This is a genomic window from Streptomyces sp. NPDC096136 (assembly GCF_044763325.1).
In the GTDB taxonomy this organism is placed as follows: domain Bacteria; phylum Actinomycetota; class Actinomycetes; order Streptomycetales; family Streptomycetaceae; genus Streptomyces.
This window is the reverse complement of record NZ_JBIWFZ010000005.1, coordinates 415091-432384: the sequence shown is the minus strand read 5'-3', so window position 1 is coordinate 432384 and position 17294 is coordinate 415091. Positions and strand designations below refer to the sequence as shown.

Genomic DNA, 17294 nt, shown 5'->3' with positions numbered 1-17294 from the left:
CCGGCCGCCGCGGTCCTAGGCGAGGGTGGTGACCTCCAGGTCGCCGTCGGCGTACTGCTTGCGGATCACCTTCTTGTCGAACTTGCCGACGCTGGTCTTCGGCACGGTCGCGACGAACGTCCAGCGCTCCGGCAGCTGCCACTTGGCGATGGACTCGCCGAGGAACGCGCGCAGGGCGGCGTAGTCGGCCGTGGCGCCCTCCTTGAGGACGACCGTGGCCAGCGGGCGCTCGCCCCACTTCTCGTCGGGAACGGCGACCACGGCCGCCTCGGCGACCTCGGGGTGGGCCATCAGGGCGTTCTCCAGTTCGACGCTGGAGATCCACTCGCCGCCGGACTTGATGACGTCCTTGGCCCGGTCGGTGAGGGTGAGGAAGCCGTCGGCGCTGATCACGCCGACGTCCCCGGTCTTGAGCCAGCCGTCGGCGCTGAACTTGTCCTCGGGGCGCAGGGGTTCGCCGGACGCGCCGCCGTAGTAGGCGCCCGCGATCCAGTTGCCGCGGACCTCCAGCTCGCCCGCCGACTCCCCGTCCCAGGGCAGGACGTCGCCGCCGGGTCCGATGAGGCGGGCCTCGACGCCGGCCGGGAAGCGGCCCTGGGTGACCCGGTAGGGCCACTCCTCCTCGGCGGTGAGGCGGGCCGGCGGGTGCGCCATGGTCCCCAGCGGAGAGGTCTCGGTCATGCCCCAGGCGTGGCAGAGGCGGACGCCGAGCTTGTCGTAGGCCTCCATCAGGGAGGGCGGGCAGGCGGCGCCGCCGATGGTGACCTGCTTCATCGAGCTCAGGTCGCGCGGGTGCGCGGTGACCTCGGCGAGCAGCCCCTGCCAGATGGTGGGGACGGCCGCGGCGTGCGTGGGCTTCTCCCGCTCGATCATTTCGGCGAGCGGGGCGGGCTGGAGGAAGCGGTCCGGCATCAGCATGTTGATGCCGGTCATGAAGGTGGCGTGGGGCAGGCCCCAGGCGTTCACGTGGAACTGCGGGACCACGATCAGGCTGGTGTCGTGGTCGGTGAGGCCCATCGACTCGGTCATGTTGACCTGCATGGAGTGCAGGTAGACCGAGCGGTGGGAGTAGACGACGCCCTTGGGCTCCCCGGTGGTGCCGGAGGTGTAGCACATGGCCGCGGCCTGGCGCTCGTCCAGCTCGGGCCAGTCGTAGTGGTCGGGGCGGCCTTCGAGGAGCTCCTCGTACTCGTGCACCCGTACGTCGAGCCCGTCGAGGGCGGAGCGGTCGCCGACGCCGACGACCACGACGTGCTCGACCGTCGGCAGGTGCGGCAGCAGCGGCGCCAGCAGCGGCAGCAGGGTGCCGTTCACCAGCACGACCCGGTCGGCCGCGTGGTTGACGATGAAGACCAGCTGCTCGGGGGGCAGCCGCAGGTTGAGCGTGTGCAGGACCGCGCCCATGGACGGGATCGCGAAGTACGCCTCGACATGCTCGGAGTTGTTCCACATGAGCGTCGCGACCCGTTCGTCCTGCTGGACTCCGAGTCCGTCGCGCAGGGCGTGCGCGAGCCGCGCGGCGCGGACGCCGATCTCGGCGAAGCTGCGCCGGTGCGGCTCGGCCTCCCCGGTCCAGGTCGTGACCTGGGAGTCCCCGTGGATCGTCGACCCGTGGGCCAGGATCCGCGAGATCAGCAGCGGTACATCCTGCATGGTGCTCAGCAAAGCGTCCTCCCGGTGAGCGCTGCGGCGCTGCGGCGGCTGTCGGATGCTGCCGATTCTGCGCACGTACCGGTCGGCATGTCACTACCCGGGAGTACAAACAGGCTGGTCGATCACTGTCCGGGCCCGTGGTCTGGCCGATGTTTCACGTGAAACAGGGTCAGCGCACCGGGGTGAGTTCGGGGTCGTCGCGGAGCTTGACCAGCGCGCGGGAGACGGCGCTCTTGACCGTGCCCACCGAGACTCCGAGCAGCTCGGCGGTCTGCGCCTCGCTCAGGTCCTCGTAGTAGCGCAGGACGACCATGGCCCGCTGGCGGTCGGGCAGCCGGGTCACCGCCCGCCACATCGCGTCGCGCAGCACCTGCGCCTCCGCCGGGTCGCCGGAGGACGGCTCCTCGGTCTCGGGGACCTCCCCGCAGGAGAACTCGTCGACCTTCCGCTTGCGCCACTGCGAGGTGCGGGTGTTGACCAGGGCCCGCCGGACGTAGCCGTCCAGGGCCCGGTGGTCCTCGATGCGGTCCCAGGCGACGTAGGTCTTGGCGAGGGCCGTCTGGAGCAGGTCCTCGGCGTCGCACGGGTTGGCCGTCAGGGAGCGCGCGGTGCGCATCAGGGCCGTGCCACGGGTCCGGACGTACGCCGAGAACGACGGGTACGGCGTCGGGTTCGAGGCGAGCGTGCACACAGGCGTGGTCATGGCTCCACGCTAGGAGCGCGGGGCGCGTCTGGGATCGCCCGCAGGTGCCGAAGCGGGGTCCCCCTCAGGTTGTACGGCCCGGCCGCGCCCCACCTCCTGAAGGTGGAGGAGGGGGCGCGCGACCAGGACCGCGGTCAGAGGTCGGCGCCCAGGACCAGGCCGGAGGTCGGTACGCCGGTGCCGGCCGTGACGAGGACGTGCTCGGCCCGCGGGAGCTGGTTGACGGAGGTGCCGCGCAGCTGGCGGACGGCTTCGGCGATGCCGTTCATGCCGTGCAGGTAGGCCTCCCCGAGCTGGCCGCCGTGGGTGTTGAGCGGGAGCGCGCCGGCGGCGGTGAAGTCGGCGGCCTCGCCGGGTCCGCAGAAGCCGAACTCCTCCAGCTGCATCAGGACGAAGGGCGTGAAGTGGTCGTAGAGGATGGCCACGTCGATGTCGGAGGGACGCAGCCCGCTGGTCCGCCACAGCTGGCGGGCGACCACGCCCATCTCCGGGAGCCCGGTGAGCCCGTCGCGGTGGAAGGAGGTCATCGCCTCCTGGCGGCGGCCCGCCCCCTGGGCGGCCGCAGTGATCACGGCGGGTTTCCGGCGCAGGTCGCGGGCCCGCTCGGCGGTGGTGACGACGAGGGCCTGGCCGCCGTCGGTCTCCTGGCAGCAGTCCAGCAGCCGCAGGGGTTCGACGATCCAGCGGGAGGCGGCGTGGTCGGCGAGGGTGATGGGCTTGCCGTGGAACCAGGCGGCGGGGTTGGTGGCGGCGTACCTGCGGCCGGTGACGGCGACGTGCCCGAAGGCCTCCGGGGTGAGCCCGTAGGCGTGGAGGTAGCGCTGGGCGGCCATGGCCACCCAGGACGCGGGGGTGAGCAGGCCCCAGGGCAGGGACCAGCCGAGGGCCGCGCCCTCGGCCGAGGGCTCGCGCTGCTGGACGCCGGAGCCGAAGCGTCGGCCGGAGCGCTCGTTGAAGGCGCGGTAGCAGACGACGACCTCGGCGACCCCGGTGGCGACGGCGAGGGCGGCCTGCTGGACGGTGGCGCAGGCCGCGCCGCCCCCGTAGTGGATGCGGGAGAAGAAGGAGAGCTCCCCGATGCCGGCGGCCTGGGCGACGGTGATCTCGGGGCTGGTGTCCATCGTGAAGGTGACCATGCCGTCCACGTCGGCGGGGGTCAGCCCGGCGTCGTCGAGGGCCGCGTGCACCGCCTCGACGGCGAGTTTGAGCTCGCTGCGGCCGGAGTCCTTGGAGAACTCGGTCGCGCCGATGCCGGCGATGGCGGCGCGGCCGCCCAGGTCGTCGCGGGTACGGACGCTCATGCCCCGGCCCCCAGGGTGACGGTCACGGTGCCCGTGACGTGGTGGCCGAGGCCGTTGGCGCCGAGGACCCGGATCTCGGCCGTGTCCCCGTCGAGGGCGGTGACGGTGCCGGTGAGGGTCATCGTGTCGCCCGGGTGGTTGGGGGCACCGAGGCGGATGGCCACCTTGCGCAGGACGGCCCGCGGCCCCAGCCGGTCGGTGACGTACCGGCCGACGAGGCCGTTGGTGGTCAGGATGTTCATGAAGATGTCCGGGGAGCCCTTCTCGCGGGCGAGTTCCGCGTCGTGGTGGACGTCCTGGTAGTCGCGGGAGGCGATGGCGCCCGCGACGATCAGGGTGCGGGTGACCGGGACCTCCAGCGGTGGCAGTGCGTCGCCGACGTTCATGCGTCCTCCCCCTCGAATATGAGTGCGCCCAGCTCGGACAGCAGCTCGCTGCCGCAGCCCAGGTGGGCGTCCAGCTGGCGCCCCCACAGGAAGTGCCGGTGGACGGGGTGGTCCAGGTCGGCGCCCATGCCCCCGTGCAGGTGCTGGCCCGCGTGGACGACCCGCTTGCCCGCCTCGGAGGCCCACCAGGCCGCCGTGAGGGCGTGCTCGCGCGCCGGGAGGCCCTCGTCGATGCGCCAGGCCGCCTCGTACGCGGTGACCCGGATGGCCTCGGTGTCCATGTACGCGTCGGCCGCCCGGAGCATGACCGCCTGGTTCGTGGAGAGCGGGCGGCCGAACTGCTCGCGGGTGGAGGTGTACGCGACGGCGCGGGCCAGCGAGCCGGCGCAGACGCCCGCCTGGAGTCCGGCGAAGGCGGTCCGGGCGGAGGCCAGCACCGCGTCGTGCGCGTCCGGGCCGCCGAGCCGTTCCGCCGGGGCGCCGGCCAGGGTGAGGCGCCCCGCCGACCAGGGGGCGGTCGTCTCCACCGGCCGCGTGCCGACGCCGGGGGCGTCCGTCCGTACGAGCCACAGCGCCCGGTCGCGGTCCGGGACCAGGACGTGCGTGGCGTCGCGCAGCCAGGGGACGGCCGGGACGGTGCCGGTGAGGCGGCCGTCGGGGGCGGCGGTGACCGCCCGGCGGGCGGGGAGGGCGCCGGTGGCGACCGCTTCGCCGGAGCCGAGGGCGGGCAGCAGGCGGGTGCGCTGTTCGGGGCTGCCGTGCGCGGCCACGGGCAGGATCCCGTAGGCGCAGGTGGCGGCGTACGGGACCTGGGCGGTGGTACGGCCCTGCTCCTCCAGGAGGAGGACGAGGCCGAGGAGGCCGACCTCCTCGACGGCGGCGGTCAGGCCGGCGGCGGTGAGGGCCTTCCACAGTTCGGCGTCGCTGCCGGTGCCGGCCGCGGCGAGGCGTTCGTGGGTGGCGAGGTCGCGGAAGATCCGGGCGGCCAGTTCCGCCGCCGCTGCCTGTTCCTCGGTGGGGTGGAAGTCCATGTCAGCCCGCCTCTGCGCGGAAGACGGGGAGTTCGAGGGTGTCGTCGACGCGCAGGAACTCCAGCCGGACGGGGAGGCCGATGCGCACCTTGTCGTACGGGACACCGGTGATGTTGCCGATCATGCGCACGCCCTCGGCCAGCTCGACCAGGGCGACCGCGTAAGGAGGGTCGAAAGCCGGGAAGGGCGGGTGGTGCATGACGACGTACGAGAAGACGGTGCCGGCTCCGCCGGCCTCGACGGTGTCCCAGTCGGGGGAGGAGCAGGCGTTGCAGCCGGGCAGCCAGGGGAAGCGCAGGGTGGCGCAGGCGGTGCACCGCTGGATCAGCAGCCTGTGGTCCCGGACCCCGTCCCAGAAGCCCTGGTTGTCGCGGTTGACCACGGGGCGGGGGCGCTGCGGCCCCGCCGTGCCCGGAGGCTTCGGAGGTGCGGGACGTTTCGCCGCCGGGGCGTACTTGAGGATGCGGAAGCGGTGGGTTCCGGCGGGTTCGCCGTTGGCGCGGACGTCCATCCGGGTCGTCACGAAGTGCCCGGTGCCCAGCTTGGTCGTCTTGCGGGCGGAGACCGACTCGATCACGGCGTCGAAGGTGATCTCGTCGCCGGGGCGCAGCGGGCGCAGGTACTCCTGTTCGCAGTCGGTGGCGACCACGGAGGTGCAGCCAGCGCCGTCGAGGAGCGCGAGCAGTTCGTCATAGGCGGAGGATCGGCCGGTGTGGCCGGAGAGGCCGCCCATCGTCCAGGCCTGGAGCATGGTGGGCGGGGCGATGGCGTCGGGGCCGGTGTAGGCGGGGTTGGTGTCGCCCATGGCCTCGCACCAGTGGCGGATCATCGGCGCGTTGACCGGGTCCTTGCCCCGGCCGGCGGTGGCGGCGGGGCGGCCCTCGAAGGCCCTGAGGCGCCGGAGCAGCTCCGCTTCCTGCGCGGCGGCCTCCGGCGCGTCGGCGGCGGCGGTCCGGTCGGCGGTCTTCCGGTCGGCGGTGGTCCGGTCGGCGGTGGTCCGGTCGGTGCTCATCGCTTCCTCCCCTTCATGCCGAGCCGCATCATGGCGACGATCTCGCGCTGGACCTCGCTGACCCCGCCGCCGAAAGTGTTGATCTGGGCCGCGCGGTTCATCCGCTCCAGCTCGCCGCCGAGGAAGGCCTCCGGGCCGCGGAGGAGGGCCTCCTCCCCGACCACCTCCTGGCAGATCCTGTACACCTCGACGGCCGACTCGGTGCCGAGGAACTTCACGCCGCTGGCGTCCCCGGGGGCGAGGGTGCCGGCCCCCACGTCCTGGACGAGGCGCCAGTTGAGGAGGCGGACGGCGGCCAGCCGGGCGTGCGCCTCGGCGAGCCGGGCCCGGACCCAGGGCAGGTCGGCCGGGCGTTCGCCGGTGACGGGGTCGGGGGTGCGGGCGTGGGCGCGGGCGGCCTCGTAGAAGTCCTCGGCCTGCATGCCGATGGCGGCGAGGGCGACGCGCTCGTGGTTGAGCTGGTTGGTGATCAGGCCCCAGCCGCCGTGTTCGGGGCCGACGAGGTGTCCGGCGGGGACCCGGATGCCGTCGTAGTACGTCGCCGTGGTCGTGAGGCCGCCGACGGTGTCGATCGGGGTCCAGGAGAAGCCGGGGCTGTCGGTGGGCACCAGGATGATGGAGATGCCCCGGTGCTTGGGGGCATGCGGGTCGGTGCGGCAGGCGAGCCAGATCCAGTCGGCGTTCTGGGCGTTGGAGGTGAAGACCTTCTGCCCGTCGATCACCCAGTCGCCGCCGTCGCGGACGGCCCGGGTGCGCAGGGCGGCGAGGTCGGTGCCGGCCTCGGGCTCCGAGTAGCCGATGGCGAAGACGATCTCGCCCCGCAGGATCCGGGGCAGGAAGTGGTCCTTCTGCTCCGGGGTCCCGTATTTCATCAGGGTGGGGCCGACGGTGTTGAGGGTGACCATGGAGACGGGGGCGCCGGCCCGGTAGGCCTCGTCGAAGAAGACGAACTGCTCGTCGGGGCCGCGGCCCCGGCCCCCGTACTCGACGGGCCAGCCCAGGCCCAGCAGCCCGTCGGTGCCTATGCGGCGCAGCAGGGCGCGTTGGGCTGCCGGGTCGTCGGGGACCCCGTCCGGCAGCAGGTCCCGGAAGTACTCGCGCAGTTCGGCGCGGAGCCGTGACTGCCCTTCGGACGGAGCGAGGTGCACGGCGCTGGCCTCCCGGCATCACATCGGACGAGTGGAACTGACTGTCCGTCAGATTTACCGGGGATGTCAAGGTCGGGAAGCCGGGCGGTCGCCGTACGCCGGGGACGCGCGGCGGACCGCCCGCAGGGCCGGGGGGAAGGGCGCGCGGAAGGGCGCCCGCACGCCGAAGCGGGCCGCACCGTCCGGGAACCCCGCCGTCTCCCGGCCCTGCGACCCTGCCGTACGTACCGGGCTCCACGCCCCCGTGCGCCCCCGCAGCCCGCCGGAGCAGGCCCCCTGCACCCCGCCCCGGCTACGCGGCGAGTGCGACCGACTCCCGGTCCGGGGCGGGCGCCAGGGCGGCGGCGGTCGAGGACCGGCGCACGGACGGGCTCTTGCCGTGGGCCTCGGCCCGGATCCGCTGCTTGATCGTCGGCGGGAGGGAGCAGCCCCGCATCATCGCCCGCCACGTCCGCCGCGCAACCCGAGCCGTCCGCCGCACGGCGGGGGCCGAAGGAGTGGCCACCGCGGCCGGCGCAGCCGCCGCCGGAACCGTCCTGCCCGCAAGGCCGAGAGCGGCCAGGAGCGCCACGAGGGCGGCGAGGAAGGAGGTCCAGATCGACGTGGTGCTGCTGCGGTGGGTCATGACGAACGCCTCGATTCGCGATGTTCCGACGGGCGGATCTGCATACATTCGTCATGATGCGACCGCAACCGCCCGCCCCCGGCGACGCGCGCCGATCTTCAGACAAACACCACCCGGACGGACCAGGGCCCGCCGGAGGGGCTGCGGGAACGCAGAAGGGGCGCCCCTCCCTGAGGGGCGCCCCTTCCCGCCGGCGCATGCGCCGGCCTGTGGCGGTGGGTGTGGGATTTGAACCCACGGTGACTCGCGCCACGACGGTTTTCAAGACCGTTCCCTTAGGCCGCTCGGGCAACCCACCTGGCCGGTACAGAGTACCGGGATGTGGGGGTGCCTGGGGTGGGTGTTGCGGTGGCGGGCGTCAGGACGTCTGGGCCTTGTCGTAGGCCGCCTTGGCCTCGTTGCCGAAGTACGGGCCGAACATCGTGTTCGGCAGGAAGTTGTAGCCGAAGCTGTTCACCGAGACCTGCGTGCCCAGGCCCGTCGACTCGTCGAAGTCCTGGAACCAGGGGCCGCCGCTGGAGCCGCCGGTCATGTTGCAGGACATGCTGTGGTCCTTGGTGAGCAGGAAGTCCTTGCCCGTGTTGGCGCTGCAGTAGACGAGTTTGGTGCCGTCGTAGGGGGCGGCCGCCGGGAAGCCGAAGGAGTACGTCTTCTTGTTGTAGGCCCCGTTGAACCGGATCCCCTGGGCCCCGACGACCTGGCTGAGCTTCTGGCCGTTCAGCGGGGCGACGACCGCGAGGCCGACGTCCGTGTTCATGTCCTCGCTCGCCGCCCACTGGTCGGTGGCGAAGGTCTGGGTGGCCGGCCACTGGCCGTACGGGGCGTTGCCGTTGTCGTACCCCGGCACGAAGATCCAGTTGGTGTGCCAGGCGCCCTGGTACTTCACGCAGTGCCCGGCGGTGATGACCGTGCTGCCGTTCTGGCTGGTGATGGAGTCGCCGGAGCAGGAGGCCGTCCGGCCCTGGAAGGTGAAGAACACCCGGCCCGAGGTCTTCACGACCGCCCCGCCGGACGTCCAGGCCCCGCCGGCCTGCGGGAACGCCATGGGAGAGGTCGGCGGCACCCGGGTGGGCAGGGCCGTGGTCGCGGGCACCGCGCGGACCCCGGCCGGGGACGCCGCCACGTCGAGCGGTGTCGCCCGGCGCATCCGCTCGGCCGTCCAGAAGCCGGCGGTCTGCCCGGGCCGGAACGAGGAGGGGGACTCCGCGGCCGCCGAGGGGGAGGCGGCCGTCACGGCGGCGGCGAGCAGGGTGCCCGCGGCGAGGAGGACGGACAGCGCCGTGCGATGACGATTCACGCAGGACTCCTTCTTCCGTGCCCGGACCGGACGGAACCGGGCAGGGTGGGGTGAAGAGCTGTCGGTGCGGATCGGCTGTTCGACTTGCCGGGGCAGAGTCGCACGGGGACCCCGAGATGTCAGGGGGCAGTCCGGACGTTCGTTCGGTTCCGGCCAGGAAATGGCCAACTCCCCCTGGGTCCGGCCGTCATGCGGTCACGAGCACCCCGGCGTAGGAGACCCCCGCCACCACCACCCAGGCCCCGAGGCCCAGCAGTGCGGCACGACCGCCGGTACGGGCCAGGGTCGGCAGGTGGACGGCGCTGCCGAGCCCGAAGAGGGCCGCCGCCAGCAGGGCCTCCTGCGCGGTGTGCGCCCAGTCCAGGGCCGCGTGGGGGAGCAGGCCCGTCGCACGGACCGCGGCCGCCACGAGGAACCCGACGACGAACAGCGGCACCGGCGCCGGACGCTTCCCCGAGGCGGTGCGCACGCCGCGTCGGCGGGCCCGCATCGAGAAGGCCACCGCGGCCACCAGCGGGGCCAGCAGGGCCACCCGCATCAGCTTGACCAGCACCGCCTCGCCGAGCGCGCCGGGTCCGGCAGTCTGGGCGGTCGCCACCACCTGGCCCACGTCGTGGACGCTCGCGCCCACCCAGCGCCCGAAGGCCAGGTCGGAGAGGCCCAAGGGGCCCTGGAGCAGGGGGAGTACGGCGATCGCGAGGGTGCCGCAGAGGGTGACCAGGGCCACCGAGGCCGCCACGTCCTCCTCGTCGCTGCCGGACACTTCGCTCACCGCGCCGATGGCCGAGGCGCCGCAGATCGAGTACCCGGTGGCGATCAACAGGGGCTGGTCGCCGGGGAGTCCGAGACGGCGGCCCAGCCAGATCGTGCCGAAGAAAGTGGCCGCGACCACGGCGCTCACCATGGCCACCGTCGCCCAGCCCAGCCGGAGCACCTGGTCCAGCCCGAGTCCGAGACCCAGCAGGACGATGCCGATCCGCATCAGCCGGCGCCCGGCCAGCGACAGGCCCGGCCGGGCCGGCCCGCGTACGACGGTCCGTACACCGGGGAGGTGGGCCACTGCGATGCCGAGCACCACCGAGGCCGTCAGCATCGGCACGCCGGGAACCAGCCGGTGCACGCACCAGGCCACCAGCGCGCCGCCGGCGGCCAGTGCGAGGCCGGGCCAGGGGGTGGGTGTTTCACGTGAAACACCGTGGGCCGCCTCGGTCTGCGGGCGGTGGAGGAGGGCCATCAGTCGACGGGGAGCGTGTAGACGCGGCGGATGCTGCTGCCCAGCCGGGAGACGTCGGCTCCGTAGACGTGGATCGATATGGCCTTGTCGGTACAGGAGTTGCGCACCTTGTGGATGTCACCGGGCGGGGCGAAGCCGCAGACCTCCCCCTGGGCGTTGACCACGTCCTCGGTGGCCACCAGACGGGCGGCGTCCGCCCCGGGCGCGAGCCGGTAGCGGCGCTCGCTCTCCTCGCCCTGGTGCACTCCGGCCACGCACCACGACACGTGGTCGTGGATGCAGGTCTCCTGGCCGGGCATCCAGACCAGGGCCACGACCGAGAAGCTGCCGTCGGGCTCGGCGTGCAGGACGTGCTGCCGGTAGCGCTCCGGGTCGCCCTCCTGCTGCTCGGCGGTGAGCAGGTCGGACGCGCCCAGGTGCGGGGAGAGGCGCTCGCCGACGAGGTAGGCGGTCAGGTCGGGGGCCAGCCCCCGGTCGACGACCGTGCGGATCTCACTGACGAGGGCGGCCATCCTCGTGGTCGTACGGGCCGGCGTGGTGGTGGTCATACAAGCAGCGTCCGACGGCCGATCCATCACGTCCAACGACAGTTGTGACCTGAAATCCCAACCACAGCTTATGGATCGGGGACGGCGGGACGCCGCCGGAGGTCAGCAGCCGACCCGGTTCGACGCGACCCGCTTCAGCTCGTCCAGCACCACCGCCGTCGCCGGGATCCTCAGGTGGTCGCGGTAGACGTACGCGGCGATGTGACGGCGGGCGGCGGGCTCCAGCACCCGGCCGCAGACCCGGCTCAGCGAGAGCGAGGGCAGGACCAGCGCGGGCATCATCGCCACCCCCAGCCCCTGGGCGACCAGGCTCTGGACGACGAGGTTGTCGTCGGTGGCGAACCGTATGTCGGGGACGAATCCCAGCTCGGCGCACTCGTGCAGCAGGTTGGCCCGGCAGCGCGGACAGCCGGCGATCCACTTCTCCTCGGCGAGGTCGGCCAGCTGCACGGCCCGGCGGCGGGCGAGCGGGTGTCCGGTCGGCAGCAGCACCGTGAGCTGGTCCTCCAGCAACCTGACCTCGGCGACCTCCTCGGGGACCTCCTCGTGCAGCCCCGGGTAGGTGAAGGCGAGCGTGATGTCGCACTCGCCGCGCTGGAGCCTGCGCAGGGACTCCGGCGGCTCCCCTTCCAGCAGCTCGACCTGTACCCCGGGGTGGTCCTTGGCCAGGCCGCTGAGGGCCTCCGGCACCAGGGTGACGTTGGCGCTGGGGAACCCGCAGACCCGTACGCGCCCGGTGCGCAGCCTCGTGTACGCCTTCAGCTGGGCCTCGGCGGCCGAGAGGCTGCCGAGGATGGACTCCGCGTGCCGGGCCAGGGACTCCCCGGCCTCGGTCAGCTTCATCCGGCGGCCCACGCGGGTGAACAGCGGAGTGCCGACGGCGCGTTCGAGCGCCTTCATCTGCTGGGTGATCGCGGGCTGGGTGTAGCCCAGGACGCGGGCGGCGGCCGAGTACGAGCCTGCGGCGACCACCTCGTGGAATGTCCGTATGTGCCGTGAATCGAACACCAGCGAAGCATAAGCGGATGTTGGGAGGGGCCGTAGCCGGATTCCCGGCCACGGCCCCTCCCATCAAGCCACCGTCGAGCGGCGCCCCGGTGCGCGCTACTTGTCGCCGACGCGCGAGCCGAGCGTGATGTCGACCGTGGTCGGCTTGCCGCCGCGCAGGTAGGTCAGCTTCACGGTGTCGCCCGGCTTGTACGTCCAGATCAGACTGATCAGGGTCGGGCCGCTGTCGACCTGCTTGCCGCCGAACTCCGTGATGATGTCGCCGGGCTTGAGGCCCGCCTTGCCGGCCGGGCCGTTCGGGTCGACCAGCTCGTTGGCCGGGGCGCCCTGCTCCGAGATCTTGGCGCCGTCCGACTTGGCCTGGAGGTCCACGGAGACCGAGATCACCGGGTAGACCGGCTTGCCGGTCTTGATCAGCGATTCGGCGACGTTCTTGGCCTGGTTGATCGGGATGGCGAAGCCGAGGCCGATCGAGCCGGCCTGGCCTCCGCCGAACCCGCCGTTGCCGGCGGACTGGATGGCCGAGTTGATGCCGATGACCGCCCCGCGGCCGTCGAGCAGCGGACCGCCGGAGTTGCCCGGGTTGATGGAGGCGTCCGTCTGCAGGGCGCTCATGTACGAGTTCTTGCCGCCGGAGCCGTCGCCGGAGGCGACCGGGCGGTTCTTGGCGCTGACGATGCCGGTGGTGACCGTGTTGGACAGGCCGAAGGGGGCGCCGATCGCGATGGTCGGGTCGCCGACCGCGACCTTGTCGGAGTCGCCGAGGGCCAGCGGCTTCAGGTTCGCGGGCGGGTTCTTCAGCTTGATGACGGCCACGTCGTAGCCCTGGGCCCGGCCCAGGACCTCCGCGTCGTACTTCTTGCCGTCGGAGAAGGTGGCGGAGATCTTGCCGCCGTTCGCGGCGGAGGCGACCACGTGGTTGTTGGTGAGGATGTGGCCCTGCTCGTCGTAGACGAACCCGGTGCCGGTGCCGCCCTCGCCGTCCCCGGCCGAGGCCTCGATGGTGACGACGCTGGGCAGCGCGGAGGCCGCGAGGCCCGCGACGGAGCCGGCGTCCCGCTTGAGGTCCTTCGGGGTGTTCGTCGCGCTGATCGTGGTCGAGCCGGTGCCGTCGTGGTCGCGCTGGGCCGCCCAGTAGCCGATGCCGCCGCCCACGCCACCCGCGAGCAGGGCCGCCACCAGGACCGACGCGATTAGCCCGCCCCGGCCCTTCGGCTTGGGGTGCGGGGCGCCGTCGGCGGTGAGCGGGACGCCCCAGGCGCCGCCGCCCTGGCCGCCGGCCGCCCCGCCCGCACCGTAGGCGGGGACCGCCGGCGGCGGCGGGGGCCAGGCCTCGGCGCCGTACGCCGCGGCGGGGCCGGCCGGCTGGGCGGCCGGGGGCTGCTCGTGGCCGTACGCCGGGGGCGCGGGCGGGGCCGGCGGGGTGGGGGGCAGCTGCTGGGTGTGCTCGGCGCCCGGGGCCGGAGCCGGGGCGTCCTGCGGTACCGGCGGCGCCGCCGGGGCGTCCTGGGCCGGGGCGGCGGGCGCCGCCGGTTCGGGGGTGGAGGCGGCCACCGGCACGGGAGGTGCGGACGGGGCCGCGGGGGGCGTCGGGGCCGCGGTGCCCTCGTTCTCGGTGCTCACAGCTCTCTCTCCTCGTCACACACGGCTTGCACGGCCAATACGGCTGCTGGAAATATCAGGCGATATCGACCCGACACCCTCCGGGCATCGGTCCGACTGAACGTTCGATGCACCGTAGAAGTTCCAGGGCGAAGCCTTTCCCATGACCCGTCAGAGCACTGTAAGCCGGACCTGTGCGTCTACCGCTCTCCTTTATATCCGACATATCGGACGCACCTCCAGGAGTTACCCCGCCACACGGGGACTCCTCGGTGGCACCATGACCGGGTGACCCACGCAATGCCGCGCCCCATCCAGGTCGTCGCCCACCGCGGCGCCTCGGAGGACGCCCCCGAGCACACCCTGGCCGCCTACCGGAAGGCCATCGAGGACGGCGCCGACGCCCTCGAGTGCGACATCCGGCTGACCGCCGACGGCCATCTCGTGCTGGTCCACGACCGCCGCGTGAACCGCACGTCCAACGGCCGGGGCGCCGTCTCGGCGCTGGAGCTGGCCGAGCTGGCCGCCCTCGACTTCGGCTCCTGGAAGGACCGCGAGGAGTCCCCCGACTGGGTCGGCGACCCCGAGCGCACCTCCGTGCTCACCCTGGAGCGGCTGCTGGAGCTGGTGGCCGACGCCGGCCGGCCCGTGCAGCTGGCGATCGAGACGAAACACCCCACCCGCTGGGCCGGACAGGTGGAGGAGCGCCTCCTCTTCCTCCTCAAGCGCTTCGGACTGGACGCCCCGCCCGCCGCCGGCCCCCACCCCGTCCGGGTCATGAGCTTCTCCGCCCGCTCCCTGCACCGGGTGCGCGCGGCCGCCCCGACGGTCCCGACCGTCTACCTGATGCAGTTCGTCTCGCCCCGGATGCGCGACGGCCGCCTGCCCGCGGGCGTGCGGATCGCGGGACCGGCGATGCGGATCGTCCGCAACCACCCCGGCTTCATCCGCAAGCTCCAGACGGCGGGGCACTCCGTCCACGTCTGGACCGTGAACGATCCGGACGATGTTCAGCTTTGCGCTGATCTGGGTGTAGAAGCGATCATCACGAACCGGCCGCGCCAGGTTCTGTCACAGCTCGGACGCTGACGTCCCGATTTGCGCACCCGCCACAGGAATCCCACCCGTGACAGGGCGTGCCCCGGCGCATCCGCTCCGCATCCGTTGGTCATGAATGCGTCAGAGCTGTGTGTGCCGGCGGTTTCCGGTCCAGGCCAGTGGGGCATCCAGACCATGGCGTGGGGCTAAGGAGGTTCCGGGGGTGGCGTTGGTGATGGCACAGGAAGTGCCCACGTCGTCGTGCATGGACATTCGCCATGGTCCTGCGGGCGTGGGCGAGGCGCGACACCGCATGCGCGAACAGCTGCGCATCAGCGGAGTGTCCGAATCGGTCGTCGACGATGCCGTACTGATCCTTTCCGAACTCCTCAGCAACGCCTGCCGGCACGGCAGGCCGCTGGGCGCCCGGGACGTCGGTGACGGCGAAGTGCGCGCCGCGTGGCGCGTCGACAAGGCGGGACGGCTGACCGTCGAGGTCACGGACGGTGGCGGTCCGACCCGCCCGGTCCCGGCCACCCCCTCGGTCACCGCGCACGGGGGCCGGGGGCTGAACATCATCAGCGCGCTGGCCCAGGACTGGGGCGTCCGGGACGGAGCGGCCGGGGAGGTCACCGTCTGGGCGATCGTCGCCCGGGGGCACCGGCACGACGACTTCGCTACGCGCGTCGCTCCCCCGGCGATCGACTTCGCCGCCGCCTTCGACGATCTCGACGCCTGACGGCACCCCCGGCCCCCGGCACCCCCGGCCCCGGCCCCCGGCACCCTCGACCGGCGGCACCGGCCGTCCGCGCCCGCGGCCGTCCGGGAGCGCACGCCGACCGTGCTCCCGGCCGCACCCCGCCGGTTCCGGCGGTACGAACGGCTAGGCTCGCGCCCAGAGACACCGCCGTACCGCCGCAACCGGGAGACACCCACGATGGCCAAGAAGCGCCCCGCCGCGAAGACCGCGAAGCCTCAGCTCGACAACGGGGAGATCCCGGTGGTGGGCGCGCGCGAGCCCTGCCCCTGCGGTTCCGGGCGCCGTTACAAGGCCTGTCACGGAGCGGCCGCGGCGCACGCCGTCACCGAGCACGTGCGACGCCCCTTCGAGGGACTGCCGGGCGAGTGCGACTGGGTGGCGCTGCGCGAGCTCGTCCCCGCGGCCACCGTGCCGCTGAACCTCAAGGGCGGCCTGCCCGAGGGCGTCCCGTCCGTCACGCTGGTGACCGTGCTCCCCATGGCCTGGCCCGCCCTGCGGCGCGAGGACGGCTCCGTCCTGCTCGGCCTCCAGAACGAGTCCACCTCCGGGGACCTCGCCCGCGACATGGCCGACACCCTGGAGCGCGCGCTCGCCACCGAGCCGGGCAACCCGGTCGCCGCGCGCCGTGTGCCGGCCGAGGGGCCCCGACTTCAGGATCTCCTCGACCTGGACGGCGTTTTCGAGCCGGTTGTGCACGCCGGCTTCGAATTCTGGATTCCGGACGCGGAGAGCGCCCAGAACGCCTCCCCGGAGATCGCGGCCTCGCTGGAGCGCGCCAACGCCGCCGCCATCCCGACCGTCAAGCTGGCGGGCGTGGACGCCGCCTACTGGTGCGAGACCCCGGACAAGAACCACCTGCGCTGGGTCATGCCGCACGCGGAGGAGAAGCTGCTCGACGCCCTGGCGCGGCTGCACGCGGCGGGCACCTCCTCCCTCGGCGAGGGCACCAAGCTCGTCGGCTCCTTCCGCGCCCACGGCCTGATGGTCCCCGTCTGGGACCTGCCCACCGGGGTCACCGCCGAAGACGTGGAGAAGCCCGCCGCCGAGTTCGCGGAGCGCCTGGCCACGGCCCTGGCCGCCGACGCCCCGCTGACCGCCGAGGAGCGGCGGGCGCGCGGCGGACTCACCAACCGCCAGGTGACGCTGAGCTGACGCCCGACCGGCGCGGGAGTGGACCGCGTACGGCGCACGAGCCGGGCGCGGTCCGGTGACCGGTGTCACAACTCCCGCTAATCGCCTGCAAATCGATGTCTGAATATCAGAGATCGAATTTGCGAACAGGCGATCTCTTGTTACCGTTCTTGTAGCCCGGTCGCTGGTGCATCCCCCGTCGCCAGCGACCGGGCCTCTGTCTTTCGGCGGTGCTCAACCGCCCGTCGGTGCCGGTGAGTTGCTCCCGGACCGCAGCAGCAGCCGCCCTTCATCGTCCGGAACTGCAAACTCCGCCACGGCCGAGTAGGCGCCCGGCGCCCCCGCCGACTCCTCCCGGGGCGTCTCGCACAGGCCCGGTTCGTCACCCGCCGCCACCGCGCAGTGGATCTGCACCGTCCGCCCCGCCGGCCCCATCACGGTCAGCACGGCGTCCAGCGCGCGGCCGCCGGTGTTGCGGTAGTAGCTCCGGCCCCAGGTCCGCCCCTCGCTCACGAGCACGCACGTCTGCGCCTCCAGGCCCTGCGGGGCGGAGAGTTCGGGACCGCACCGCGCATCGGTGCGGGGCTGCTCGGGCGGGCCGGGCCGTGCGGGGTCGCCGGCGGGGTGCGCCGCGTCCGGCGCGCCGGAGTGGGAAAGGCCGAGCGAGGCGAGCAACCCCCCGCCTTTTCCGTCGCCCTGACCGGCGAAATCCGGCCCGGCGATCGCTCCGGCCAGGGGAAGCGACAAGATGATCAGCACACCGGCGCCGATACCGATCAGGCGGAGATTCATTCGCCGAAGATAGCGACGCGGGAAT

At 73.0% G+C, this 17294-nt stretch carries 17 protein-coding genes and 1 tRNA gene; 3 read left to right on the top strand and 15 right to left on the bottom strand.

What is annotated here, in order from left to right; translation table 11 throughout:
• Nucleotides 1–15 precede the first annotated feature (15 nt).
• The 14 genes from ACIRBY_RS13895 to ACIRBY_RS13830 form a co-directional block, all read right to left on the bottom strand.
• Complete coding sequence (locus ACIRBY_RS13895; RefSeq protein WP_403900348.1) at nt 16–1665, bottom strand: long-chain fatty acid--CoA ligase; 1650 nt, start codon at nt 1663–1665, stop codon at nt 16–18.
• Nucleotides 1666–1822: 157 nt separating this feature from the next.
• Nucleotides 1823–2356, bottom strand: a complete 534-nt coding sequence (locus ACIRBY_RS13890) for a SigE family RNA polymerase sigma factor (protein WP_403900346.1) — start codon at nt 2354–2356, stop codon at nt 1823–1825.
• A 134-nt stretch (nt 2357–2490) separates the two neighbouring features.
• A complete protein-coding gene (locus tag ACIRBY_RS13885) occupies nt 2491–3657 on the bottom strand; it encodes a lipid-transfer protein (RefSeq protein ID WP_403900344.1) in 1167 nt (388 codons plus the stop codon).
• Nucleotides 3654–4043 (bottom strand): MaoC family dehydratase, encoded by a 390-nt coding sequence (locus ACIRBY_RS13880; protein ID WP_403900342.1) that lies wholly within the window; start codon nt 4041–4043, stop codon nt 3654–3656. The genes ACIRBY_RS13885 and ACIRBY_RS13880 overlap by 4 nt, the downstream gene beginning before the upstream one ends.
• A complete protein-coding gene (locus ACIRBY_RS13875; protein ID WP_403900340.1) occupies nt 4040–5074 on the bottom strand; it encodes an acyl-CoA dehydrogenase family protein in 1035 nt (344 codons plus the stop codon). The genes ACIRBY_RS13880 and ACIRBY_RS13875 overlap by 4 nt, the downstream gene beginning before the upstream one ends.
• A 1-nt stretch (nt 5075) precedes the next feature.
• Nucleotides 5076–6086, bottom strand: a complete 1011-nt coding sequence (locus tag ACIRBY_RS13870) for a bifunctional MaoC family dehydratase N-terminal/OB-fold nucleic acid binding domain-containing protein (RefSeq protein ID WP_403900338.1) — start codon at nt 6084–6086, stop codon at nt 5076–5078.
• A complete protein-coding gene (locus ACIRBY_RS13865) occupies nt 6083–7234 on the bottom strand; it encodes an acyl-CoA dehydrogenase family protein (protein WP_403900336.1) in 1152 nt (383 codons plus the stop codon). The genes ACIRBY_RS13870 and ACIRBY_RS13865 overlap by 4 nt, the downstream gene beginning before the upstream one ends.
• A gap of 292 nt (nt 7235–7526) precedes the next feature.
• Nucleotides 7527–7859: a DUF6344 domain-containing protein gene (locus tag ACIRBY_RS13860; protein WP_403900334.1), complete on the bottom strand. Its 333-nt coding sequence runs from the start codon at nt 7857–7859 to the stop codon at nt 7527–7529.
• Nucleotides 7860–8069: 210 nt separating this feature from the next.
• Nucleotides 8070–8157, bottom strand: a tRNA-Ser gene (locus ACIRBY_RS13855).
• A 60-nt stretch (nt 8158–8217) separates the two neighbouring features.
• A complete protein-coding gene (locus tag ACIRBY_RS13850; RefSeq protein WP_403900332.1) occupies nt 8218–9156 on the bottom strand; it encodes a trypsin-like serine peptidase in 939 nt (312 codons plus the stop codon).
• 187 nt (nt 9157–9343) lie between these two features.
• Complete coding sequence (locus ACIRBY_RS13845) at nt 9344–10390, bottom strand: YeiH family protein (protein ID WP_403900330.1); 1047 nt, start codon at nt 10388–10390, stop codon at nt 9344–9346.
• Entirely contained in the window at nt 10390–10938 is a 549-nt protein-coding gene (locus ACIRBY_RS13840) for a cysteine dioxygenase (RefSeq protein WP_403900328.1), read from the bottom strand. Before ACIRBY_RS13840 ends, ACIRBY_RS13845 begins: the two co-directional genes overlap by 1 nt.
• Nucleotides 10939–11040: 102 nt before the next feature.
• Nucleotides 11041–11946 (bottom strand): LysR substrate-binding domain-containing protein, encoded by a 906-nt coding sequence (locus ACIRBY_RS13835; protein ID WP_366453748.1) that lies wholly within the window; start codon nt 11944–11946, stop codon nt 11041–11043.
• A gap of 96 nt (nt 11947–12042) precedes the next feature.
• Entirely contained in the window at nt 12043–13569 is a 1527-nt protein-coding gene (locus ACIRBY_RS13830) for a S1C family serine protease (protein ID WP_403900326.1), read from the bottom strand.
• A 279-nt stretch (nt 13570–13848) separates the two neighbouring features.
• On the opposite strand from ACIRBY_RS13830, the gene ACIRBY_RS13825 reads away from it, so the two are divergent.
• The 3 genes from ACIRBY_RS13825 (at nt 13849) to ACIRBY_RS13815 (ending at nt 16498) form a co-directional block, all read left to right on the top strand.
• Nucleotides 13849–14637, top strand: coding sequence for a glycerophosphodiester phosphodiesterase (locus ACIRBY_RS13825; RefSeq protein WP_403900575.1), 789 nt, complete (start codon nt 13849–13851; stop codon nt 14635–14637).
• 85 nt (nt 14638–14722) lie between these two features.
• Nucleotides 14723–15325, top strand: a complete 603-nt coding sequence (locus ACIRBY_RS13820; protein WP_403900324.1) for an ATP-binding protein — start codon at nt 14723–14725, stop codon at nt 15323–15325.
• A 198-nt stretch (nt 15326–15523) separates the two neighbouring features.
• Entirely contained in the window at nt 15524–16498 is a 975-nt protein-coding gene (locus tag ACIRBY_RS13815; RefSeq protein ID WP_403900322.1) for a DUF5926 family protein, read from the top strand.
• A gap of 213 nt (nt 16499–16711) precedes the next feature.
• Here the strand turns inward: ACIRBY_RS13815 and ACIRBY_RS13810 are convergent, their stop codons facing one another.
• Nucleotides 16712–17269 carry a hypothetical protein gene (locus ACIRBY_RS13810; RefSeq protein ID WP_403900320.1) on the bottom strand — a complete coding sequence of 186 codons (558 nt, stop codon included), beginning with the start codon at nt 17267–17269 and terminating at the stop codon, nt 16712–16714.
• Nucleotides 17270–17294: the final 25 nt, after the last annotated feature.